Source organism: Methanosarcina mangrovi, from assembly GCF_052057765.1.
GTDB lineage: Archaea > Halobacteriota > Methanosarcinia > Methanosarcinales > Methanosarcinaceae > Methanosarcina.
In genome coordinates, this window is the sequence record NZ_CP195120.1 from 730586 (window position 1) to 749334 (window position 18749).

Sequence of the window (18749 nt, forward strand, 5' to 3'; positions counted from 1 at the left end):
AATTAACTAATTTTAATAATAAAAGATGAATGAGTCTTTATATGCCTTATTCCTCTTAGTCACAACTTTTTTGGTTAAATGGAGGTCTTAAAAAAGACTTTTAGGGTATTTCGGCAGGTATAAGAGCTTCACGAACTGTGAACATTGAGGAGTTTTATGCTACGTAATGGTCAAGAACTATGAACATTGAGGAGTTTCATGCTACGTAATGTTCAAGAACTGTGAACATTGAGGAGTTTCATGCTGCTTAATGGTCATGAACTGTGAACATTGAAGAGTTTCATGCTGCTTAATGGAACAGGAGTCCGTTTAATATGTGCACTACGTAACTGGCTGGAGACAGCTAAAAAGCCGGTCTGAATTTTCTCCTTACTTTTTCCCCTCATCTGTTCTTCATTCCTGTTCCTCATACCACTCATCCCTTGCTCCCACAAGCGCCCTGATATTTGCAAGCGGAGTCCTCGGGGCAATCCCACAGCCCGGGGCAAGGACGTCCACGCCGGCTGAGAGGCACTGTTTTGTTTCTGCTTTCACAGCCTCCGGGGTCCCGAAGAGCAGGGTTTTTGAGGGGGAGACATTTCCGATTAACCTTGCCCTGCCTCCGATAGCTTCTTTTGCGGCTTTTATGCTTACTTTTTCTTCGATGCTGATGGCTTCGAAACCACATTCCGAAAGAGTACCCAGGGAATCGCCGACATCGCCGCAGATGTGCAGGATTGCAGGGCCTTTTACTTTTTTGCAGAGGCGTTTGTAGAAGGGTTTGACCGAATCTTCAAGGACAGAGGGAGGCATCATTCTTGAGCCGACTATCCCGCCGTCGGGCATAGAGAGGACATCTGCGCCGCAGTCGAAGAGGGCGTTTGCGTACTCGATGCAGATCTCGGTGCAGGTCTCCATGAAGGCATTGACATAATCAGGTTTTCTGATGGTCCAGATCAGGTAGTTTTTGACTTCTGCAAGATGGGTAAAAACAGTAAGAGGGCCTTCCATGCCTGCGATGACAGGAACTTCTTCTTTCCCGTTTTCTCCGCCGGCCCGGGCTGCAATGATTTCCGTTGCTTTAAGGACTGTGGGAATTCTTCCTTTTTCGAGCAGGTCTTCAGGGACTTTCAGTTTTTCCGGCCCTTTGGAAAAGGGATGGGACAGGACTGAGGGCTGGATATCTTTTGTGCCCATCCGCACGCTGCAACCCATGGTTTCGGCAAGCACTGTCAGGCAGTAGGGGTAGCGCACGGCTTCAAGGTACGCAATTTCGTGGCCCGCAAGGGCGAGGGCTGCCAGCTTTTCCGGGTCGGAATGAGCTTCCGGCCAGGCGGCGCCGGTCAGGTCCATAAGCTCAACAGTTCCGGTCTGGGTGACAGAAAGGGCAGGGATCCTGTCAACGGGATTTCCGCGAAGAGCGTTAAGAAAATTTTTCCTGAGATTTCTTTCCATTTTTCTGGCTCCAATGCTTTTTTAACCAATTGTTTTAATCGATACTGGATTTACTGCAAGTCCGGAAATAGTCTGGTATTTGATACTTCCTGCATTTCAATTTCTTCCAGGATTTCGAACGCGAGATTTGCCGCAAGCTCATTTTCTGAAGTAAGTAAAACCTGCATCCGCTCTTTGTCTTCTTTCGTACAGGTTTTAATGAGGGCTCCGGTAGCTTCTGCTTTTACAAAACGGTTCCGGTCATAGAGTGCGTTTATCAAAGGTTCGATAGCTTCTTTGGGTCTTATTCTGCCAAGAGCTTTTGCCGCAGCAAACCGTGTAAAGTCGTCTCTATCGGCAAGAGCGAGAATAAGGGGGCCAACTGCAGTTTCAGCTTTAATCCTTCCAAGGGCTTCGGCAGCTCCCCATCTGCCTTCATTGTTTTCATCAAGGAGTGCATCAATAAGCGGTTCTATGGCTTTTCTGGATTTTACTTTTCCAAGGGCTCTGGCCGTTTCTCCTTTCACAACTCCAGATGCATCGAAAAGCATGGTATCTATCAGGGGCTTCAGGGCTTTTTCGGACCTTATCTGCCCGAGGGCTTCAGCTGCAAACCGTCGCACGTTTTCGTCTCCGGACTTGAGAGCACCGATTAACCGGGGAACAGCTGTCTCAGAACCCAGGCACCCCAGTACCCCGGCCAGCAGCCTCCTGACCTCCTCGTCTTCATCGTCAAGCGCATTAATCAGGGCCTGAAAGGCTCTTTCAGGCCTGTTTCTGGATATATTTTCCAGAGCTCTGGCTGCTTCCCTCCGTACAAACTTATCTTCATCCTGAAAAGCATTATCAAGAATGTCGAAGACTTCATCCGATACCTGGCTCCGGGTCTCATCAGAACTCATCTGTCCCAGGGCTCTTACTACCCCCTGTCTCATAAGATGGTTACCTGACTCAAACGCATGAATAAGCAGTTCAGGGACTTTTTCGGGTTCCAGCTGCCCGAGTGCTTTTGCTGCTTCTTTTCGGACAAACCGGTTTTCATCCCCCAGTACCAGAAGAAGAGGGGCAACAGTTTCCCTGGACCTTGCCATTCCCAGTGCCTTTGCCGCTTCCAGCCTGACTAAATGGCTTTCATCACCGAGCCTCTTTACAAGTGCGTCAGCAGCTGTTTTTGAGCCTGCAATTTCGGTCCCTCTCTCCCCGAGGGCTTCAGCAGCTGCCTTTCTTACGAATTCGTTCTCGTCCGAAAGCGCGGAAACAAGGAGATCAAGTGTTTTCTCCGAACCTACCATTCCGAGTGCCTTTGCTGCTTCTCTTCGGACGAAATGGCTTTTATCGCCAAGTGTACAGGTAAAGGTATCAGGAGTCTTATCCGATTTTATTTTCCCGAGTGCCTTTATAGCTATCCATCGTACAAATTCGTCCTCATCCTGCAGGGCGTTTATGAACGGATCAACAGCTCTTTCCGATCTCATCTGTCCCAGGGCCTCGGCAGCTCCCAGCCGAACAAGTTTATTTTCTTCCTTAAATGCTTTTATGAGAAGGGTTGCAGCTTTTTGCGGGTTTGCCCTGCCAAGAGCTCCCATAGCCCCAAAACGGACAAAATCGTCTTTATCTCCAAGTGCGGAAACAAGGACTTCAAGAGCCTTTTCCGATCCTATCTGCATCAGCGCATTGGTTGCTTCCAGGCGGACAGCCCTGTTCTTATCCGCCAGTACGTTCTTCAGCAGCTTGACAGCTTTTTCAGACCCGATCATACTGAGAGCCTTTACGGTTTCGATCCTCACAGAGTAATCCTCATCTCCGGATGCAGCTGTTAGAGGGACAAGGGCCATTTCCGATCTTGTCTCCCCGAGAACCCTTACAGCTTCTCTTTTCACTCCCGTGTCTCCGTGTTCAAGTACTCCTGAAATGGCTTCAATTCCGCAATCTCCAAGCCTCCCAAGGCTCTGGATTGCCCTCATTTTTTCCAGCGCGTACCTGCTGTCGAGTTTTCCGGCAAGTAATGAACATAATTTTTCTTTTGTTTCGAGGCTGATTTTCCCGGCACATTTTGAAGCAAGGTCCGGGTTTTCGTTCAAAATAATGGAGTTTACCAATTCCTCTCCCGACTCGACCATCTCCGAGATAAATATTACAACGTTTTCCCATCCCGGGTGCCCGAATGCTTCTGAGGTCTCCATTCCGTGCTCAAGGTATGTCTTCAGTTTTAAAGCTGCAAAGTATTCCTGAAGGTCAAGGTTTATCCCGAACCTTACTTCAGAACGGTTTCTGGTAAGGAGTCCTAACCCGAAGCAGGCCTTGAGAAGCTTTCTGGCTTCTGTTTTTTTAGATTCTGTTTTCCCAGATGAATTTTGTTTTGCAGGATTTTGTTTTGCGTACTTTTCTGCGATCCCAAGGGCGTAGCCGTACTTGCATGAAATCCTGTGCTCGCACTGGAGTCTGAATGCCAGATCCATCAGAAACCTTTCAATCTCTGCCCTTTCGAAATCTATTTTTTCCGAACCTGTTCTCTGAGCACTTTTAGCAGGCGGCTTTTCAGGGCTTCTTGACTCTTCGCTTCCAGGATCGCAATTTTCCAGATCCTTGCTTTTTTTCGGGGAAAGTATCCTTTCGGCACTGAAGAGATCTTCTTTTATCCCGGAATTCCTGAAAAGCTCTGAAATAAAAGCCAGGTAAAGTTCTGCCCGATTGGAGGGGATAAAATCAGGATCAAAAGAAATAAGTTCGTGATTAAGTTTCTTTTTTCCCGTTGTCCCCATTCCGGCGATTGAAACTTTAATCCAGAGTTTGAGCAGCAGGGGATTTCGGAGAAAAGGATGTGAATCGATTTCATTCAGGCTTCCGGTTTTCAGAAGTTTTGCCTGTCTCCGGTTAGGGACGGAACTCTCTATAAAGAGCCTGATCTTCTCATCTGAGAATTTCTCGAGTTCGCAAACTGCAAACGTACTTTTTATGCTCCCGGTAGGGCCGTGTCTTGAGGCAATAACGTATCTGCAGTCTTCATGATCGGAAATGAAATCGGAGAGTTCATCAAGGGGAGAAAAGTTCTCGGAAGATGTGAGCATGCCAAGCCCGTCTAAAAGCAGCAGGGCTTTTCCTTCAAGTAATTCCCTGAAATCAGGTTCCAAAATCCCTTTTTGTTCTGCTTTTGCTTTCAAATAAGCATAAAAAGAACCTTTAACATAAGAATCAAGGGCTGCATAAATAGGGACGTATTCTTCTTTTTTCTCGAGGCATTCTCTGGCACAGGTGGCATTCAACCACTTGAGAGTACTTGTTTTTCCCGAACCTGCCTCTCCGTAAATTATCAGGCGCTTTTCTTTTTCTACAAGCTGGGAAATTTTAAATTCATGGGCGAGAAAAGTGTTTTCTTCAAAAATCCGGCGTGTGACAGGTAGTATTTCTCTGGCAGACATTTCAATGTAGAAATCAGGCATTTCATCTGCGGCTTCAAGTATTATGTTTTTCATATATTCTTCCGCTTCCCCGCTTAAATTTCTTTCAGCCTCCCGCATAAAGCCCTCCCAATTTTATAAAGAATATTCTCGTTTTTCCATTTCTATTCTTTTGTCAGGGGACTTTTCTTCGTTTATGAACTACGATTTATCTTTAGCCTTCCGGAATAGTCGATCACTTCATATCCGGCACTGTCGAGTCAAGAAACCTTCCGATCATTGAAAGCAGCCAATCGGAGTGTTCCATTAATGTAACGTGAGCCGTACCCGGGAGCACTGCAAGCTGGGAGTATGGAATGCTATCGATGTCTTCCGGGACGCCACCGAGCAGGCGAAACATCTCTACGGCGTGCTCGGGGAGTACGATATCGGAATCCCCGACTATCACCAGGGTGGGTGCCTTTATCGACTGACCCCCCTCAGCCGGCAAGTCCGGAATATGCAGATCCAGTTGTTTCACTTTTTCGACCAGCGTGGGCCAATCTTCCGGATTCGGAGCTATGCTGGCGTATTCCTCCTGCCATGGGGTACCAGCCAAATTTTCGGGTTTCAGTTTCTCCATTCCTGCAAGGAGCCCGGGGCGGAATCCGCTATTGTTGTAGGTAACCGAAGCGACCACGAGCTTTCGCACCAGATCCGGGTACCGGATGGCTATATACAGAGCGATTCCGGCTCCCAGGCTGTAGCCGAAGAAATCGGCATTCTCAATATTGAGCTGCCTGAGAAGAGAGACCGTATCGTCTGCCATTTGTTTTATGGTTAGCGGGCGACCGGCACCAGCCGTATGCCCATGAGCCTGCTCGATAACGATGACCTGCCGCGTCCTGGCAAGGGACGGCAGAAGCTTTCCAAAAGAGGTGTCAGTTGCTGACAAAGCGCCGTGAAATAAGACGAGCGGCTTGCCGGTGCCGTGAATTTCGTAATACATATTGAGATCATTTACCAACGCGTAACCACTCTCGTCGGCATTTGCTATCTTGTCCTCTGTCACGGTGATTTCTCCTTTCTTATCAGGGCTAATTGATAATCGGGAGTTTTAATTATTTGGATACCTTTAATCCTGAATTATTTTTCTGCTACATTCAATACTGATTATTTTCGTATTGATGACTAATATCTGTCGTCTAATATCTGTCGTGTTTTACATGAGCATGCGAAAATCCTATTTTTTATGGTGAATTCCGGGATTACTGTTAAGCGCTAGAACCCTGGGATTCTCGAATCAAAATCGGTTGAGTAAAATTGGAGAAATTCTCAATCTAAGATTCTTGCACCAAAAAGGCCAAAGTAATAATAAAAATAGTAATAATCGGCCTGGTAGCTGAAAAATATCCATAACAGGACGCTCCAGCAGATGCCGATAAACGGCCAGCCGCTGAACTTTGACGTTAAGCTGCGGCTGTCGAAACTAACTGTTGGGAGGAAATAACATGATACTAAGTTTGGTTTTGATCGAAGGACAAGAAGTGAGTGAAGAAGCTCTCAAAAGCCTTTCTCTGGGGAACGCTAAACAACTGGTGATAGGAAATGCGCCCGGATTCGGCGTGATTCTGCATATTGCTGCGAATTCTCCTGTTGACCTTGGAAATGCCCTCCTCGATTTTGCACAGGTTCCGGGCGTTACCGGAGTAATCACACTGGCGCTTCGGACCGGGGATGGGAATCAATGAAGTATGTCCATGGCGAGCTGATGGTCTTCAGGCATCCGGAACGACAAGGTGCTTAATCACTGTCAAAAGACAGACACTAAGAAAAAGATAACGAAATATACGGAGAATATCGGCCTCACTATAGGTACGGCTCAGCCGCAGGATAGTGGGCTCGTACCAGTGAGCTGAGGCGTTGGTCAAATATTACGTCGGTCAAAGATTAACATGAACTTTTAACTGACTTTCAATATTCTCTCCACTGTGTTCCAGTTTCTTGTGGTAATACCTTTTCCGAATTCTTTATCAAGTATTTGCATTAAAGAGGGCGTTTTTACTTCCGAAAGATCCACAACGCTGCACACAACGCCATTAAAAATCCCCAAAATCGTATAGCCTTTTCCTCTCGCCGGAAATCTAAGACTTGTCTCTGGTCTCCCTTTTACGAACGTTACACAGGATCTGGTGTGTTGGGTTACTTCAGTAGTTTTGAACGGGTTTAAAAGAGCGAGTTTGTGAAGGTCATCAATTGTACGGACGATGACGTCGCTATTAAAACCAATCGTCTCTTGAAGCATTTTTTCTATTTTTTGTTCCAGTATATTCTCATCTGTGTAATCGGTTTCAAAGAGTACATTCCCGCTGGCAAGTATCGTCCTGATATTCTTGAAACCAGGAGCTTCAAAGGCCTTTCGTAAAACCTCCATTTTTACCGCTGGATTCTTGCCACTATTAACGCCTCGCAAAAAGGCTACATATTCTGTCATTGGCTGCATATTTTATCATAAGTTACGTATTCTGTCAGTTATTTAACGAGAACTGCAGGGATTCCCACAAACTTTCCATATCGAGCAACCTCGGATTCCAATGCCTCTTGTTCATCTTTTTTCAATTTCCGAAACGGATTTAGCCTGATTTCAATTATATTTTTCTTCGAAGTTTTATCCCAGGTACCTGCCACTTTGCCGTTTAAGATGATAACTGCAGTTAAAGCGTTACCCATTGAGATCATTTTCTCAATGTCTCGCGCTTCACTGATATCGCTTCTGTCTTTATAGGCAATCGTGTATTCGTCATAAATCGAGAGTAAAAATGCGGATGGCATCTTCGGTGTTGCTGCTCCTGTTTGAGTAGAGGACCAATAATATGTCTTGCCGTCAAACGTTGCTTGCTTTAACTCTGATTCGATTAAATCGAGGGCAACTTTTGCGTCTTTAACAGCAAGTCCCGACCACCAGGAAAAGTCCTTCAGCTGAGCTGGTCCGTGACCTGTAAAATAGTTTAGCGCCAGTCTGGCAAGAGCCTGTTCTCTACTCAGTTTTTTTTCTTCCCCCACGCGTTCTTCCAGAAGTGCATAGGTAAATTGTTTCCCACGCCTCGGTCCGCTGCAAATCAATCCGTCCAGTTCCGCCCACATGATGATGTGGGCCAGGCGTTGAACGTCGGTTTCGATGCCCGTATTCGTTAACACCGTTTTAAGCTCTTGCCGGGTGAGATATGTATGGCCCTGCAGTGCCCTGGCAACTGCTGCATTGCTTCTGGCAAGCAAAGCGTCATCGAGTTCGATTTTCCGATTGTAATGCGCAAGAAGTGCTTTCACTCGCGGGGCCGTTAACTCAAGCATCCAGCGGATATCCTCTGGCACGACAAAATGCCAGGTAGGCCGCATCACATGAGTGCGCAGGATTGTACCTTCGTTGAAAGCTTTTTCAATGTCTTCATCGGTCGAATTTTTAATACGGAGCCCGAGCGCCCATTTGGCAGCGGCAAAATTCTGTGCCTGAACCGCACCCAGATGTGAAACAGCATCAGCTACACTTTTAAACGGAGAATGACTTAAACCGGTGTTATGAAGACGCAGTTTGATAACTTCTGAAGCGTTCATTTCCTTTTAATCTGGATTATTAGTCAATTGGTGTTTCAGATGCCAGTCTGTCGATTGCTGAAATACACACGTTATATCCAGAACCCTTTTTTCGCCTGTGATGCCAGTAGGAATGCCGTGCAACTGGCCTTTCCACTGGCCATTTTCTATTTCCTGTTCGGCTTTTTTTGCTTCTTGCAACGCCTGGTCGGCCGTCATCGTGATAAAAGCATTAAGCACCGAATTGAGTTGCTCTATTCGTTTCAAACATCCTGTAACGAGTTCTGCAGGCGATATTTTTTTCCGGCGTATCGGTTCGCTTGCTTCTGCGATACTAAAATAATGATAGTCTTCAATCATTATTCATCACTGTTTGAAATCTGGTGCTTTCCAAATCTTGCCATTTTCAAGTTTTTAGCGAGCCAAACCAGCTCTCAAAATCAAAAATAATTTTACTTTTTAGCGAAAATTTAAGTTTTTATTAATATTTTTGTCAATAAATAATATTTCTTACCTAATATCCAGCTGTTTTCGGTTTTCAGATGTGCAATCGTAAACATGCCACTCTGCAACTTTATTGCCTTTTACTCTGGCTTTCCAGAGAACTGGTCCATCCAGTCGTTTATCAGAGCAGATCGAGTGTCCGATTATCACGACAAAACCATTTCGGAGCTGGAAGTCCTCAAAGATGTTTCGATAATCGGGAAAAAACGCAAAGAATCTTCCCCAGGCTTCCAGTGTCTTTTCTTTACCATGAATAATGTTATTGGCAGAATCAATGAATGTATGGTCATCTGTCATTAACGTTGCTAGCTCATCTATTTTTTGCTTATTAATATACTCATTAAATTGAAGGACAATAGCTTTCTGTTCGTCTTTGTTCATATGGAGTTCCTTTTTGGCGGCGAATTTTTTTCTATGAATTTATTGGTTTTTACAGGATTAACTGCCGGAATGTGCCAAATCCTGCCCTACGATATTCATTTTATCCGGGTTCCGACAAAGTCGTATGCTACATTTCCGGGGTCTCCCTTTCCCGGGTTAGGTCTCCAGCCGCCAGAGAACGTACTGCCGTCCTCACTGATTTTACCTGTCATCCTTGCCCCTCCCCCGAGATCCGTAGTGATTGTTACACTTTTGCCTTTAACGTCATATCTATATGGAATCGGAACCCCTGCCAGGTTGGAATAGACAAGTGAAGGGAATGTATCGCTCGCCGGGTCGTAGCCGATGAGTTCCAGGCTCTGGATTTTCATACCCATGAAGTCAGCCTCGAAGCTCTGTTTTAGAAAGAATCGTCCCGGTAGCCACTCAAAAGTAGTCCGCCCAGATACGTTATCGACCTTAGAGTCGAGCGTACGACCTTTTATACTCCACGTGCCGACAAATCCTTCCAGGCGCTTGAGTGCGGGATCAGGTTCAGGTTGCTGTTGGAGTTGCGTATTGTTGTCTGAAATAATCATTCCTCCTTCCTTTCTACATTCCTCCTTCCTTTCTATCTACTACTGTGCTCCGAAAACCATGAGTTCGTGACCTACTGACCGTCAATGAATTTATTCTTCTTTTTTCCCCTTAGTTTCCTGGTTCGTTCAGGCAACCTGTAAGTTCATACTCGTTCGACCTCAGGCGCGGGCTCGTCGAGGAATTTTGTTATGAGGGCGGTCATTGAGGGGAAAGATAAGACATTATAATGAGTCACACCCGGCAGAATAGCAAGCTGTGCCATCGGCCGGTAGGAACCGTCCATGCCGGCATCCCGCTGTCCGCCTTCAAATAGTGCGAAGAACTCCATTATGTGTGCCATACGTACAGCATCCGCATCCGCGAAGATGATCCTCGTGGGGGACTTAATCGCAGCCACGTCTTTCGACCAGTCATAGTCCTTCCCGAGCAAGTCGACAAGTTTGGTGAAGAGCACTTCCCAGTCGGTTTCGGGATAGAGCTGGTAGAGTGGGCTCTGCTTTATGGCTTTTACAGTCTCCGGGCCCATCCGTGCCATGCCTTCCATAACCTCGGGGTGCCATCCGTCCCGCTTGACGGGAGCTGAGACGACCACGAGCTTGCGGACCAGATCCGGGTGCCTGATGGCGGTCTGCAGGGCAACGCCAGCGCCGAGAGAGTAGCCCATGATATCGGCCTTTTCACTTCCCAGGTGTTTCACCAGTGCCGCAATGTCATCGGCCATTAACTCAAAGCTTAGAGGTCGGTCGATGTCGGTTGTCCTCCCGTGGGCCTGTAAATGGACTGCGACGACCTGCCTGTTTTCAGCAAGTTTTGGCAGGATCGGGCCAAACATTTCGCTCGCACCGACGCCGCCATGAAGCAGGATAAGCGGTCTGCCGGTTCCGTGCAGTTCGTAGTACATATTGAGACCATTAACGCAAGCATAGTTGCTTGCAACTTCCTTGTTCCTTTCATCAGTCGCATTCTTTGTCATGATGAATTCTCCAAAAAAGATTTTTTTTCGCAAGCTAGCACTTTCCACATTCAGGTAGGTCCATGCTTTCCCCCCGACTCTCGTGATTCATTGAAGGGCCAGACCAGAGTATTTTCCAGTAACCAGACCTATGTATGAAAACTTAATTCCCTTTTCCAGGCCATCCGATAATACGTTATATAGTCTACTCTGTATCCTATCCCCTTCATAATTATAAACAGCGTCCTACAAAAAAGCTACTATGTTGGGAGAAGAAGAACGCCTCAAAGAGGTCCAGAAATACCTTGAAGAGGTCAGAAATGCCTGTTAGCAGCCTGTGAAGAGCCTGGTTATAAAGGCAACTAACAACATGCGGCTAAAAATATCAAGCGAATATAATCGAAGCGTTTTTTTGTCCGGGGCTTTTCCAGGCTGTTGTTTTCAGTCGGTGTCCCGGACTTTTTCCACGACTTTCTTGTTATACGAATTTACAATGTCACTCCGGGTGATGAGGCCGAGGAGTTTAGTTTTATCCAGGCGGTCCACTACCGGGAGCCTGCCTATTTGCTTTGAGCCAAGGCGTTTGAGGACGGCTTCAAGGGTTTCGTCTGGATAGGCGATTTCCACATCGTGAGTGGCTATCTCCCCTATCTTTTTGTCGACTTCTCCGTACTTTACTTTGCTCCGGAGGTCTGAGAGTGTAACTATCCCCGAGAGTTTGCCTTTGGAGTCAAGGACAGGAAAACCTGCGTGACGGCTTGCCTGCATGAGGGCGATAAGGGTGCCCACATTCTTTTCTTCGGAGACGGTCTGGACATGTGTGACCATGGCATCTTTTACAAGCATGGAGACCATGATGTCGACTTCCCGGCCTTTCCTTATCTTAAACCCTCTCCTGCGGAGCCCTTCCGTGAAAATGGACTCGGAATAAATGGCATTTGACATCACGTTACTCAGCACGCAGGCAAACATGAGGGGGAGGATGAGACTATAGTCCCTGGTAATCTCAAAAAGGATCAGGATAGCGGTAAGAGGAGCCCGGGCAGTCCCGGCAAAGACTGCACCCATCCCGACCATTGCATAGGCCCCCGATTCTGCTATTGTCCCCGGGAACAGTACATTTGCGGCTGTCCCGAAAGCTCCTCCTAACATCGCACCAGCGAAAAGGGAGGGGACAATCGTTCCTCCCGAACCTCCCGAGCCCAGGCTCAGGGAAAAGGCAATGATCTTGAGGAAGAGCAGGACAAGCAGGAGCTGGAAGGTAAACTCGTTGTTCAGGGCATCCATTATTACATTATAGCCCATTCCCAGGACTCTGGGGTAAAAAAAGCCGATTACCCCTACTGCAAGCCCTCCCAGAGCAGGTTTGAAGACCGGATGGAGGGGGATTTCCGAAAAGAGATCTTTTGTGTAATAGAGTGTCCGGATCAGCAATATCGAGACAAGCCCTGCAAGGAGGCCAAGGACAAGGTAGAGCCCGAGTTCTTTGTAGGGGCTGACCAGCTGATAGGGGGAGATCTGGATAGGTTTTATCCCGAAAAGCGTGCTTGAGACCAGGGTTGCAAAGACCGAGGAGATTACTATCGGAATAAAAGTCCTGGTTTCAAGTTCTCCGTAAATTACCTCTACTACAAAAACCACACCTGCAAGCGGAGCGTTGAATGCGGCTGCAATCCCGCCGGCAGCCCCGCAACCGAGAAGAGTCTGGAGCTGTCTTTCCGGGCTCTTCAGGATTCTCCCCACAAGAGCACCTGTCCCGGCCCCGGCAAGGACTCCCGGGGCTTCTTTTCCCAGAGCGCCTCCCGAGCTGATAGTGATTATTGAAGCAAAGACTTCCAGAAAAGCATCCCTTAGCTTAATCCTTGCTCCTCGGAGGGTTACGGTTTCTATAAGCCCTTCAACGCCATATCTCTTTTTTATAAGGAAGTGGGAGATTAACCCTACCAGCAGCCCTCCGAGGGCAGGCATTAATATTACATAATAGTATGGGAACTCGTGTAAAGAGGATCCCTGCTGCATCCCGAAAAGAGTATTACTGTACTGGAGGGTGCGGTCATAAACTCCTATTACGAGGCCTGTCAGGAGTCCGATTAGAATTGCAATTGAGTTAACCCTTGTAGCTTCGGTATCAAATCGGGTGATATACTCCATTAGCCTTGGGTATTCTCTTATGCTGTGGAATCTGAATCTGGACTCTGGATCAACTTCCAAATGTTCGCGCCTCGAGGGAATTTTTTGTGCTTGAAACTCTCTTTGCAAAAACAAATCTTCAGGGCTCTGAATTTTATTTTCCTGAAAATTTTTTTCTGCCCCAGAAGATTTCGAGCATTTATTTAAATGTATCTTTTAAAAATATATAAATTTGTTTATTTGACCAGTTCCTTCCTCTGAAAATCATATTTTTTCTTTTATTCTTTTTCGACTTATTGAATTTATAGCTATTGTTATTTATCTATTTTTCCGAATAAGTTCCAGCACATCACAGATTTTTTTTGCAGTTTCGGAAACAGTCTGCATCCCTACGGCATCTTCCTCTGCCGGGTTCCAGGTAATTCCGCCGAAGTGGGCGTTGTCTCCGACCACAATCATCCCGTGAATGTGCATCCAGTCGTGGATGGATTGAATGGTTTTTTCCTGTCCTCCGTTTCTTGAGCCTCCAACTGAAAGAGCTGCTCCAACTTTATTTTTGAGTGCAAAGTCTTTGCGGCGAAGCAGGACACTCCTGTCAAAAAGAGCTTTGAGCTGGGCAGGGTAATTTCCCATATATACTGGGGCTGCAACAATTATGCCGTCGGCTGCCCTCATCTTTTCATAAACTGCCCCCATATCGTCATCGATCACGCAGAAATCCTTTTCTCTGCAGGCTCCGCACGCTTTGCAGGGGGCAATATCCTCGTTTGAGAGTAAAACGATATCGGTATCAAAACCCCTTTCTTTTGCAAGCTCGAGAGCAACTCCAATCATTTTCTCACAGTTCTGACCCCTTCTCGGGCTGCCTGAAATCCCTAATATTTTCATTCGTATCATTCCGGAATTCTTTTATATCAATTTGTCATTTATATTCATAACAATTGTTTTAATTCTACACCTTTGGCGTAACACTTATCTCAAATATTTATATATTTTGGGAATTAATATCTAATTCGAAATATATACTGGGTGTTTGAAATATATATTTCTTATTTTTATATATTCGCCTATGCTTTTTACGTAAATTTATATATCAAGACCCAGCTAACTTAAATTACTCTAATTATATAGGAGGTTGGTTGATTGGTAACATTTTTAGAGAAGATCAGTGAAAGAGCAAAAAAACTCAACAAGACAATCGCTTTACCTGAAACTGAAGATATAAGAACCCTCCAGGCAGCTGCCAAGATCCTTGAAAGAGGTATTGCAAAAGTTGTCCTTGTCGGTGATGAAGCCGACATTAAGGCGCTCGCAGGAGATCTTGATCTCTCGAAAGCAAAAATTGTAAATCCGAAAACCTATGAGAAAAAAGACGAATACATTAACACTTTCTATGAGCTGAGAAAGCACAAAGGCGTCACCCCCGAAAGTGCAGCTGAAATTATGAGCGATTACGTTTACTTCGCCGTTATGATGGCCAAACTCGGAGAAGTAGACGGAGTAGTATCAGGCGCTGCCCACTCTTCTTCAGACACCCTGAGACCTGCTGTCCAGATAGTTAAGACTGCTCCAGGCGCAGCACTTGCATCCGCTTTCTTCATCATTGCCGTACCTGACTGCGAATACGGATCCGATGGGACATTCCTCTTTGCCGACTCGGGTATGGTTGAAATGCCAAGTGTAGAGGATGTTGCAAACATTGCAGTTATTTCTGCAAAGACCTTCGAACTGCTGGTTCAGGACACTCCATATGTTGCAATGCTTTCCTACTCCACCAAAGGAAGTGCACACAGCAAACTGACCGAGGCAACAGTCGCTGCCACAAAGCTTGCACAGGAACTCGCCCCTGATGTAGCAATCGATGGAGAACTTCAGGTTGACGCAGCAATTGTCCCCAAAGTTGCAGCTTCAAAGGCTCCCGGAAGCCCTGTCGCAGGTAAAGCCAACGTCTTTATCTTCCCGGATCTGAACGTTGGAAACATCGCATACAAGATCGCCCAGAGGCTTGCCAAGGCTGAAGCATACGGTCCTATCACCCAGGGACTGGCAAAGCCGATTAATGACCTGTCCAGAGGATGCAGCGACGAAGATATTGTCGGTGCTGTTGCGATTACCTGTGTCCAGGCCGCAGCCCAGGACAAATAATCGAAAACGTTTCGGAAGCGTTTTATTAACTTTCATACATAATAATTCTATCCGGAAACTCTAAATGTGATTGGAAAACAATGGATTGAACTGGGGTTTACACATGAAAGTACTGGTTATAAACGCAGGGAGTTCTTCTCTCAAATATCAATTAATTGATATGACAAACGAGTCCCCTCTTGCAGTAGGGCTCTGTGAGAGGATAGGCATCGACAACTCGATCATTACCCAGAAGAGGTCTGACGGCAAGAAACTGGAAAAGCAGACCGACCTTCCTAACCACAAGGTTGCCCTTGAGGAAGTCGTCAAGGCTCTCACGGATTCCGAGTTCGGTGTCATCAGTAGTATGGACGAAATCAATTCAGTCGGGCACAGAGTTGTGCACGGTGGAGAAAAGTTCACTTCCTCGGCTTTGATTGACGAAGGCGTAGAACAGGCAATCAAGGACTGCTTTGAACTGGCTCCTCTTCACAACCCTCCGAACATGATGGGAATTACTGCCTGTCAGGAAATCATGCCAGGTGTCCCGATGGTTGCTGTCTTTGATACAGCATTCCACCAGACAATCCCGGCCTATGCCTACATGTATGCTCTGCCGTACGCACTGTACGAAAAGTATGGGATCAGAAAATACGGCTTCCACGGCACTTCTCACTTTTACGTTGCCAGAAGGGCTGCCGCTATGCTCGGAAAACCCGAAGAAGAAGTCAAGGTCGTCACCTGCCACCTCGGGAACGGCTCAAGCATTACGGCCGTTAAGGGCGGAAAATCCGTTGAGACCACAATGGGCTTTACCCCGCTCGAAGGAGTTGCAATGGGTACCAGGTGCGGTTCGATTGACCCGGCAGTAGTCCCCTTCGTTATGGAAAAAGAAGGCCTTACAACCCGAGAAATCGATACCCTCATGAACAAGAAGTCAGGTGTGCTTGGAGTTTCCGGGCTCAGCAACGACTTCAGGGATCTCGATGAAGCAGCTTCCAAAGGCAACCAGAGAGCCGAACTCGCCCTTGAAATCTTTGCATACAAGATTAAGAAGGTCATCGGTGAGTATATAGCCGTGCTCAATGGTGCAGATGCAATAGTCTTTACTGCGGGTATCGGGGAAAACAGCGCAAGCATCAGGAAGAGAATCCTTTCCAACCTTGATGGTCTCGGCATAGAGATCGATGAAGAAAAGAACAAGATCAGGGGTCAGGAAATCGACATCAGTACTCCAGATGCAAAAATAAGGGTGCTTGTTATCCCGACCAACGAAGAACTGACCATTGCAAGGGACACAAAAGAAATCTGTGAGACCGAAATAAAGTTGCACAGCTCAGTACCTATCTGAGGGTAAAGGATATTTTTCCTTTTCCTTTCCTTTTTCTATTTCCTTTCCTTTTTCTATTTCCATTTCTATTTCCATTTCTATTTCTATTTCTATTTCCATTTCTATTTCTATTTCCATTTCTATTTCTATTTCCATTTCTATCTCTATTTCCATTTCTATTTCCGCAACTGAGTTCTAAACATACTCTGATTTTGCCTATGTTCTACTTTAACTTTTATTTCAGTAAAATTATTTTTTATTGCCTGTTACACAATTCGGTGTAATTTTTCAAATATCAAACCGTATTTCTGGTTTTTTTCTGCAGCCCTGTAATCTGAAAAGAGGAATCAGATCCAAAAAAATGAGGAAAAAAAAACTAAATCCTAACTATGACCAGTTAAATTCTTAACAATGGCCAGCAATTTTTTTAATTGTTAATAATTTGGATTGTTGATTCGATAACAAGTATATTTATATAAAAATCAACATATCTATTTCGGGGATACAGGTTAGGTGATACGGGTTAAGGTACAGGTTAAGGGTGCAGGTCGGAATCGAAGCACCAGGCATTATGGTACCCGATAGTGATGGGAATCCCGGCATGGAAATTACAACTAATCTCGTACAGGACACATTGAGTCGATTCTCCCGGGAACCGTACGGACAGTTTTCGGGTATTTCGTCCGCGTTATCGCTTGCTGTTTGAATCGGCTTATTCGTGCCTGGTGTCAGTAGGACTTTCTCCCGGGTATCTGTCGGGTTCCAGAAAAAGCCTTCTTGAAAACAGGATATATTTTGTGACGTTGTCGAAAGTAACTTAAAATACCGGCTTGTCACCGACTTCCGTCCGTAGCGAACCTGTTTTCCTGATGAGAATCGTGTTTGATGTGCCGTGGAGTTGCTGGGAAACTGGCAGTCGTCCCGTAGCGAAGATGATATAAACGGCTATGTGTCTTCTGCTCGCCGGCAGCGCCATGGCAAAGGGGGGTATTTAAATGACAACCTATTCGGTCCAGATAATCGCCAGAACCCTTGAAGAGTTGAGGGCGCTGGAGAGATTCGATCTTGATTTAAAGTATCGTGCTGCACAAAAGTTGGCTACCGACCGCTTAATGGTTCCGGGGGTCCTGACGGATGAACAGATTAAACAGGTTGAGTCGGCAGGCTATATAGTGGAGGTCATTTCCGATCTCTCGAAAGTCGCTGCGGAAAGAGTACAGGATGTGTCACAAGTTAATCGCTTTGCTGGAGCACCCGGGGTCTCCAGGTTTGAAGAGCGTGCTGTACTGGGCTACATGACTGCGGATGAGGTTGAATCTGCTCTTATCAGCCTCGAGGCCCTGCATCCCGATCTCGTGACCCTCATCGAACTCCCGCATCATAGCTGGGAGAATCGAACCTCTCGTGCTGTCCGTGTTCGCGCCGGGACGAATACGAATCGGGTTGGCGTATTGTTCACAGGCAGTATGCACGCAAGAGAGTGGGGAGGTTCGGATATCTGTATAACTTTCCTGGTCAATCTCATCAATGCTTACCGTGCCAACAGCGGGATAACCTACGGAGGGAAGAGCTTCACTGCAGATCAGATCCACACGATTCTTGAAAACATTGATCTGTTTGTGTTCCCTGATGTGAACCCGGACGGTAAGAACTACAGCCAGACCCGGGATGTATGGTGGCGCAAGAACCGCAATCCGAACACCGCTGTCGGTCCTTCCACGCCGGGTGTGGACTTAAACAGGAATTTCGATTTCTTGTGGGACAGCGGGATTGGGACCTCTTCCAGTCCGGCCAGTTACACGTATAAAGGGGAAAGTGCATTTTCCGAGCCAGAGACACGCAATGTTCGCTATTTGTTCGACACCTACAAGAATATTGGTTACTTCGTGGATATACACAGTTACAGCGAACTTATCCTGTACAGCTGGGGAGATGACGATAACCAGACTACCTATCCCGAACAAAACTTCCTGAATCCTGTATATGACGGAAAGCGAGGGATTCCGAACGATAGTTACGGAGAGTTCATACCTTCTCCTGAGCAGGACACGGCTGTAGGCCTGGCTCACCGCATGAACGGGGCACTGGCAGCCGTCCGCGGTAAGATCTACACCGTCCAGCAGGCTGTCGGGCTTTATCCTACATCAGCGACATCAGATGATTATGTATTTAGCCGCCATATCGTGAACGGGTTGAACAGGAAGGTATACACCTACACAATAGAATTCGGTAAGGAGTTTGTTCCACCCTTTAGTGAGATGAACAACATCATCAAAGACGTCTGCGCTGCGATGGGCGAACTTTGCTGGGCCGTGAGCAGCAGTGCGGATGTACAGGCTGGTAAGGGTGTTATGGTCGGGGTATGATC

General features: G+C 46.5%; 16 protein-coding genes. 4 read left to right on the forward strand and 12 right to left on the reverse strand.

Features of this window, described 5'->3' with window-relative positions; translation table 11 throughout:
- Nucleotides 1-393 precede the first annotated feature (393 nt).
- From mtaA to ACSAZL_RS03505, 3 genes are all read right to left on the reverse strand, one after another.
- On the reverse strand, nucleotides 394-1434 hold the full coding sequence (gene mtaA / locus ACSAZL_RS03495; RefSeq protein WP_440947352.1) for a methylcobamide:CoM methyltransferase MtaA: 1041 nt from the start codon (nucleotides 1432-1434) through the stop codon (nucleotides 394-396).
- A gap of 50 nt (nucleotides 1435-1484) precedes the next feature.
- Nucleotides 1485-4931: a HEAT repeat domain-containing protein gene (locus ACSAZL_RS03500; protein WP_440947353.1), complete on the reverse strand. Its 3447-nt coding sequence runs from the start codon at nucleotides 4929-4931 to the stop codon at nucleotides 1485-1487.
- A 115-nt stretch (nucleotides 4932-5046) separates the two neighbouring features.
- The gene (locus ACSAZL_RS03505) at nucleotides 5047-5862 is read right to left on the reverse strand and encodes an alpha/beta fold hydrolase (RefSeq protein WP_440947354.1); all 816 of its coding nucleotides are present in this window, start codon (nucleotides 5860-5862) and stop codon (nucleotides 5047-5049) included.
- Nucleotides 5863-6301: 439 nt separating this feature from the next.
- On the opposite strand from ACSAZL_RS03505, the gene ACSAZL_RS03510 reads away from it, so the two are divergent.
- Nucleotides 6302-6541 (forward strand): hypothetical protein, encoded by a 240-nt coding sequence (locus tag ACSAZL_RS03510; protein ID WP_440947355.1) that lies wholly within the window; start codon nucleotides 6302-6304, stop codon nucleotides 6539-6541.
- A gap of 212 nt (nucleotides 6542-6753) precedes the next feature.
- Here ACSAZL_RS03510 and ACSAZL_RS03515 read toward each other — a convergent pair whose 3' ends face one another.
- The 8 genes from ACSAZL_RS03515 to ACSAZL_RS03550 all read right to left on the reverse strand — a co-directional run bounded on the left by ACSAZL_RS03515 (nucleotide 6754) and on the right by ACSAZL_RS03550 (nucleotide 13815).
- Nucleotides 6754-7284 carry a DUF1697 domain-containing protein gene (locus ACSAZL_RS03515; RefSeq protein ID WP_440947356.1) on the reverse strand — a complete coding sequence of 177 codons (531 nt, stop codon included), beginning with the start codon at nucleotides 7282-7284 and terminating at the stop codon, nucleotides 6754-6756.
- Nucleotides 7285-7322: 38 nt separating this feature from the next.
- Complete coding sequence (locus tag ACSAZL_RS03520) at nucleotides 7323-8402, reverse strand: winged helix DNA-binding domain-containing protein (protein WP_440947357.1); 1080 nt, start codon at nucleotides 8400-8402, stop codon at nucleotides 7323-7325.
- Nucleotides 8403-8408: 6 nt separating this feature from the next.
- Entirely contained in the window at nucleotides 8409-8741 is a 333-nt protein-coding gene (locus tag ACSAZL_RS03525; RefSeq protein ID WP_440947358.1) for an amidase family protein, read from the reverse strand.
- A 150-nt stretch (nucleotides 8742-8891) separates the two neighbouring features.
- A complete protein-coding gene (locus ACSAZL_RS03530; protein ID WP_440947359.1) occupies nucleotides 8892-9266 on the reverse strand; it encodes a nuclear transport factor 2 family protein in 375 nt (124 codons plus the stop codon).
- Between the two features lie 95 nt (nucleotides 9267-9361).
- Complete coding sequence (locus ACSAZL_RS03535; protein WP_440947360.1) at nucleotides 9362-9844, reverse strand: DUF1579 family protein; 483 nt, start codon at nucleotides 9842-9844, stop codon at nucleotides 9362-9364.
- Nucleotides 9845-9987: 143 nt separating this feature from the next.
- The gene (locus ACSAZL_RS03540; RefSeq protein ID WP_440947361.1) at nucleotides 9988-10818 is read right to left on the reverse strand and encodes an alpha/beta fold hydrolase; all 831 of its coding nucleotides are present in this window, start codon (nucleotides 10816-10818) and stop codon (nucleotides 9988-9990) included.
- A gap of 420 nt (nucleotides 10819-11238) precedes the next feature.
- A complete protein-coding gene (locus ACSAZL_RS03545; RefSeq protein ID WP_440947362.1) occupies nucleotides 11239-13008 on the reverse strand; it encodes a chloride channel protein in 1770 nt (589 codons plus the stop codon).
- 237 nt (nucleotides 13009-13245) lie between these two features.
- The gene (locus tag ACSAZL_RS03550; RefSeq protein ID WP_440947363.1) at nucleotides 13246-13815 is read right to left on the reverse strand and encodes a flavodoxin family protein; all 570 of its coding nucleotides are present in this window, start codon (nucleotides 13813-13815) and stop codon (nucleotides 13246-13248) included.
- A 255-nt stretch (nucleotides 13816-14070) separates the two neighbouring features.
- Between ACSAZL_RS03550 and pta the strand changes: the two genes are divergently transcribed.
- Nucleotides 14071-15072 carry a phosphate acetyltransferase gene (gene pta / locus ACSAZL_RS03555; RefSeq protein WP_440947364.1) on the forward strand — a complete coding sequence of 334 codons (1002 nt, stop codon included), beginning with the start codon at nucleotides 14071-14073 and terminating at the stop codon, nucleotides 15070-15072.
- A 103-nt stretch (nucleotides 15073-15175) separates the two neighbouring features.
- Entirely contained in the window at nucleotides 15176-16402 is a 1227-nt protein-coding gene (locus ACSAZL_RS03560; RefSeq protein WP_440947365.1) for an acetate kinase, read from the forward strand.
- Here the strand turns inward: ACSAZL_RS03560 and ACSAZL_RS03565 are convergent.
- Complete coding sequence (locus ACSAZL_RS03565) at nucleotides 16388-16555, reverse strand: hypothetical protein (RefSeq protein WP_440947366.1); 168 nt, start codon at nucleotides 16553-16555, stop codon at nucleotides 16388-16390. The two genes, ACSAZL_RS03560 and ACSAZL_RS03565, sit on opposite strands and share 15 nt — an antisense overlap.
- An 821-nt stretch (nucleotides 16556-17376) precedes the next feature.
- Between ACSAZL_RS03565 and ACSAZL_RS03570 the strand changes: the two genes are divergently transcribed.
- Nucleotides 17377-18747 carry a M14 family metallopeptidase gene (locus tag ACSAZL_RS03570; protein WP_440947367.1) on the forward strand — a complete coding sequence of 457 codons (1371 nt, stop codon included), beginning with the start codon at nucleotides 17377-17379 and terminating at the stop codon, nucleotides 18745-18747.
- Nucleotides 18748-18749: the final 2 nt, after the last annotated feature.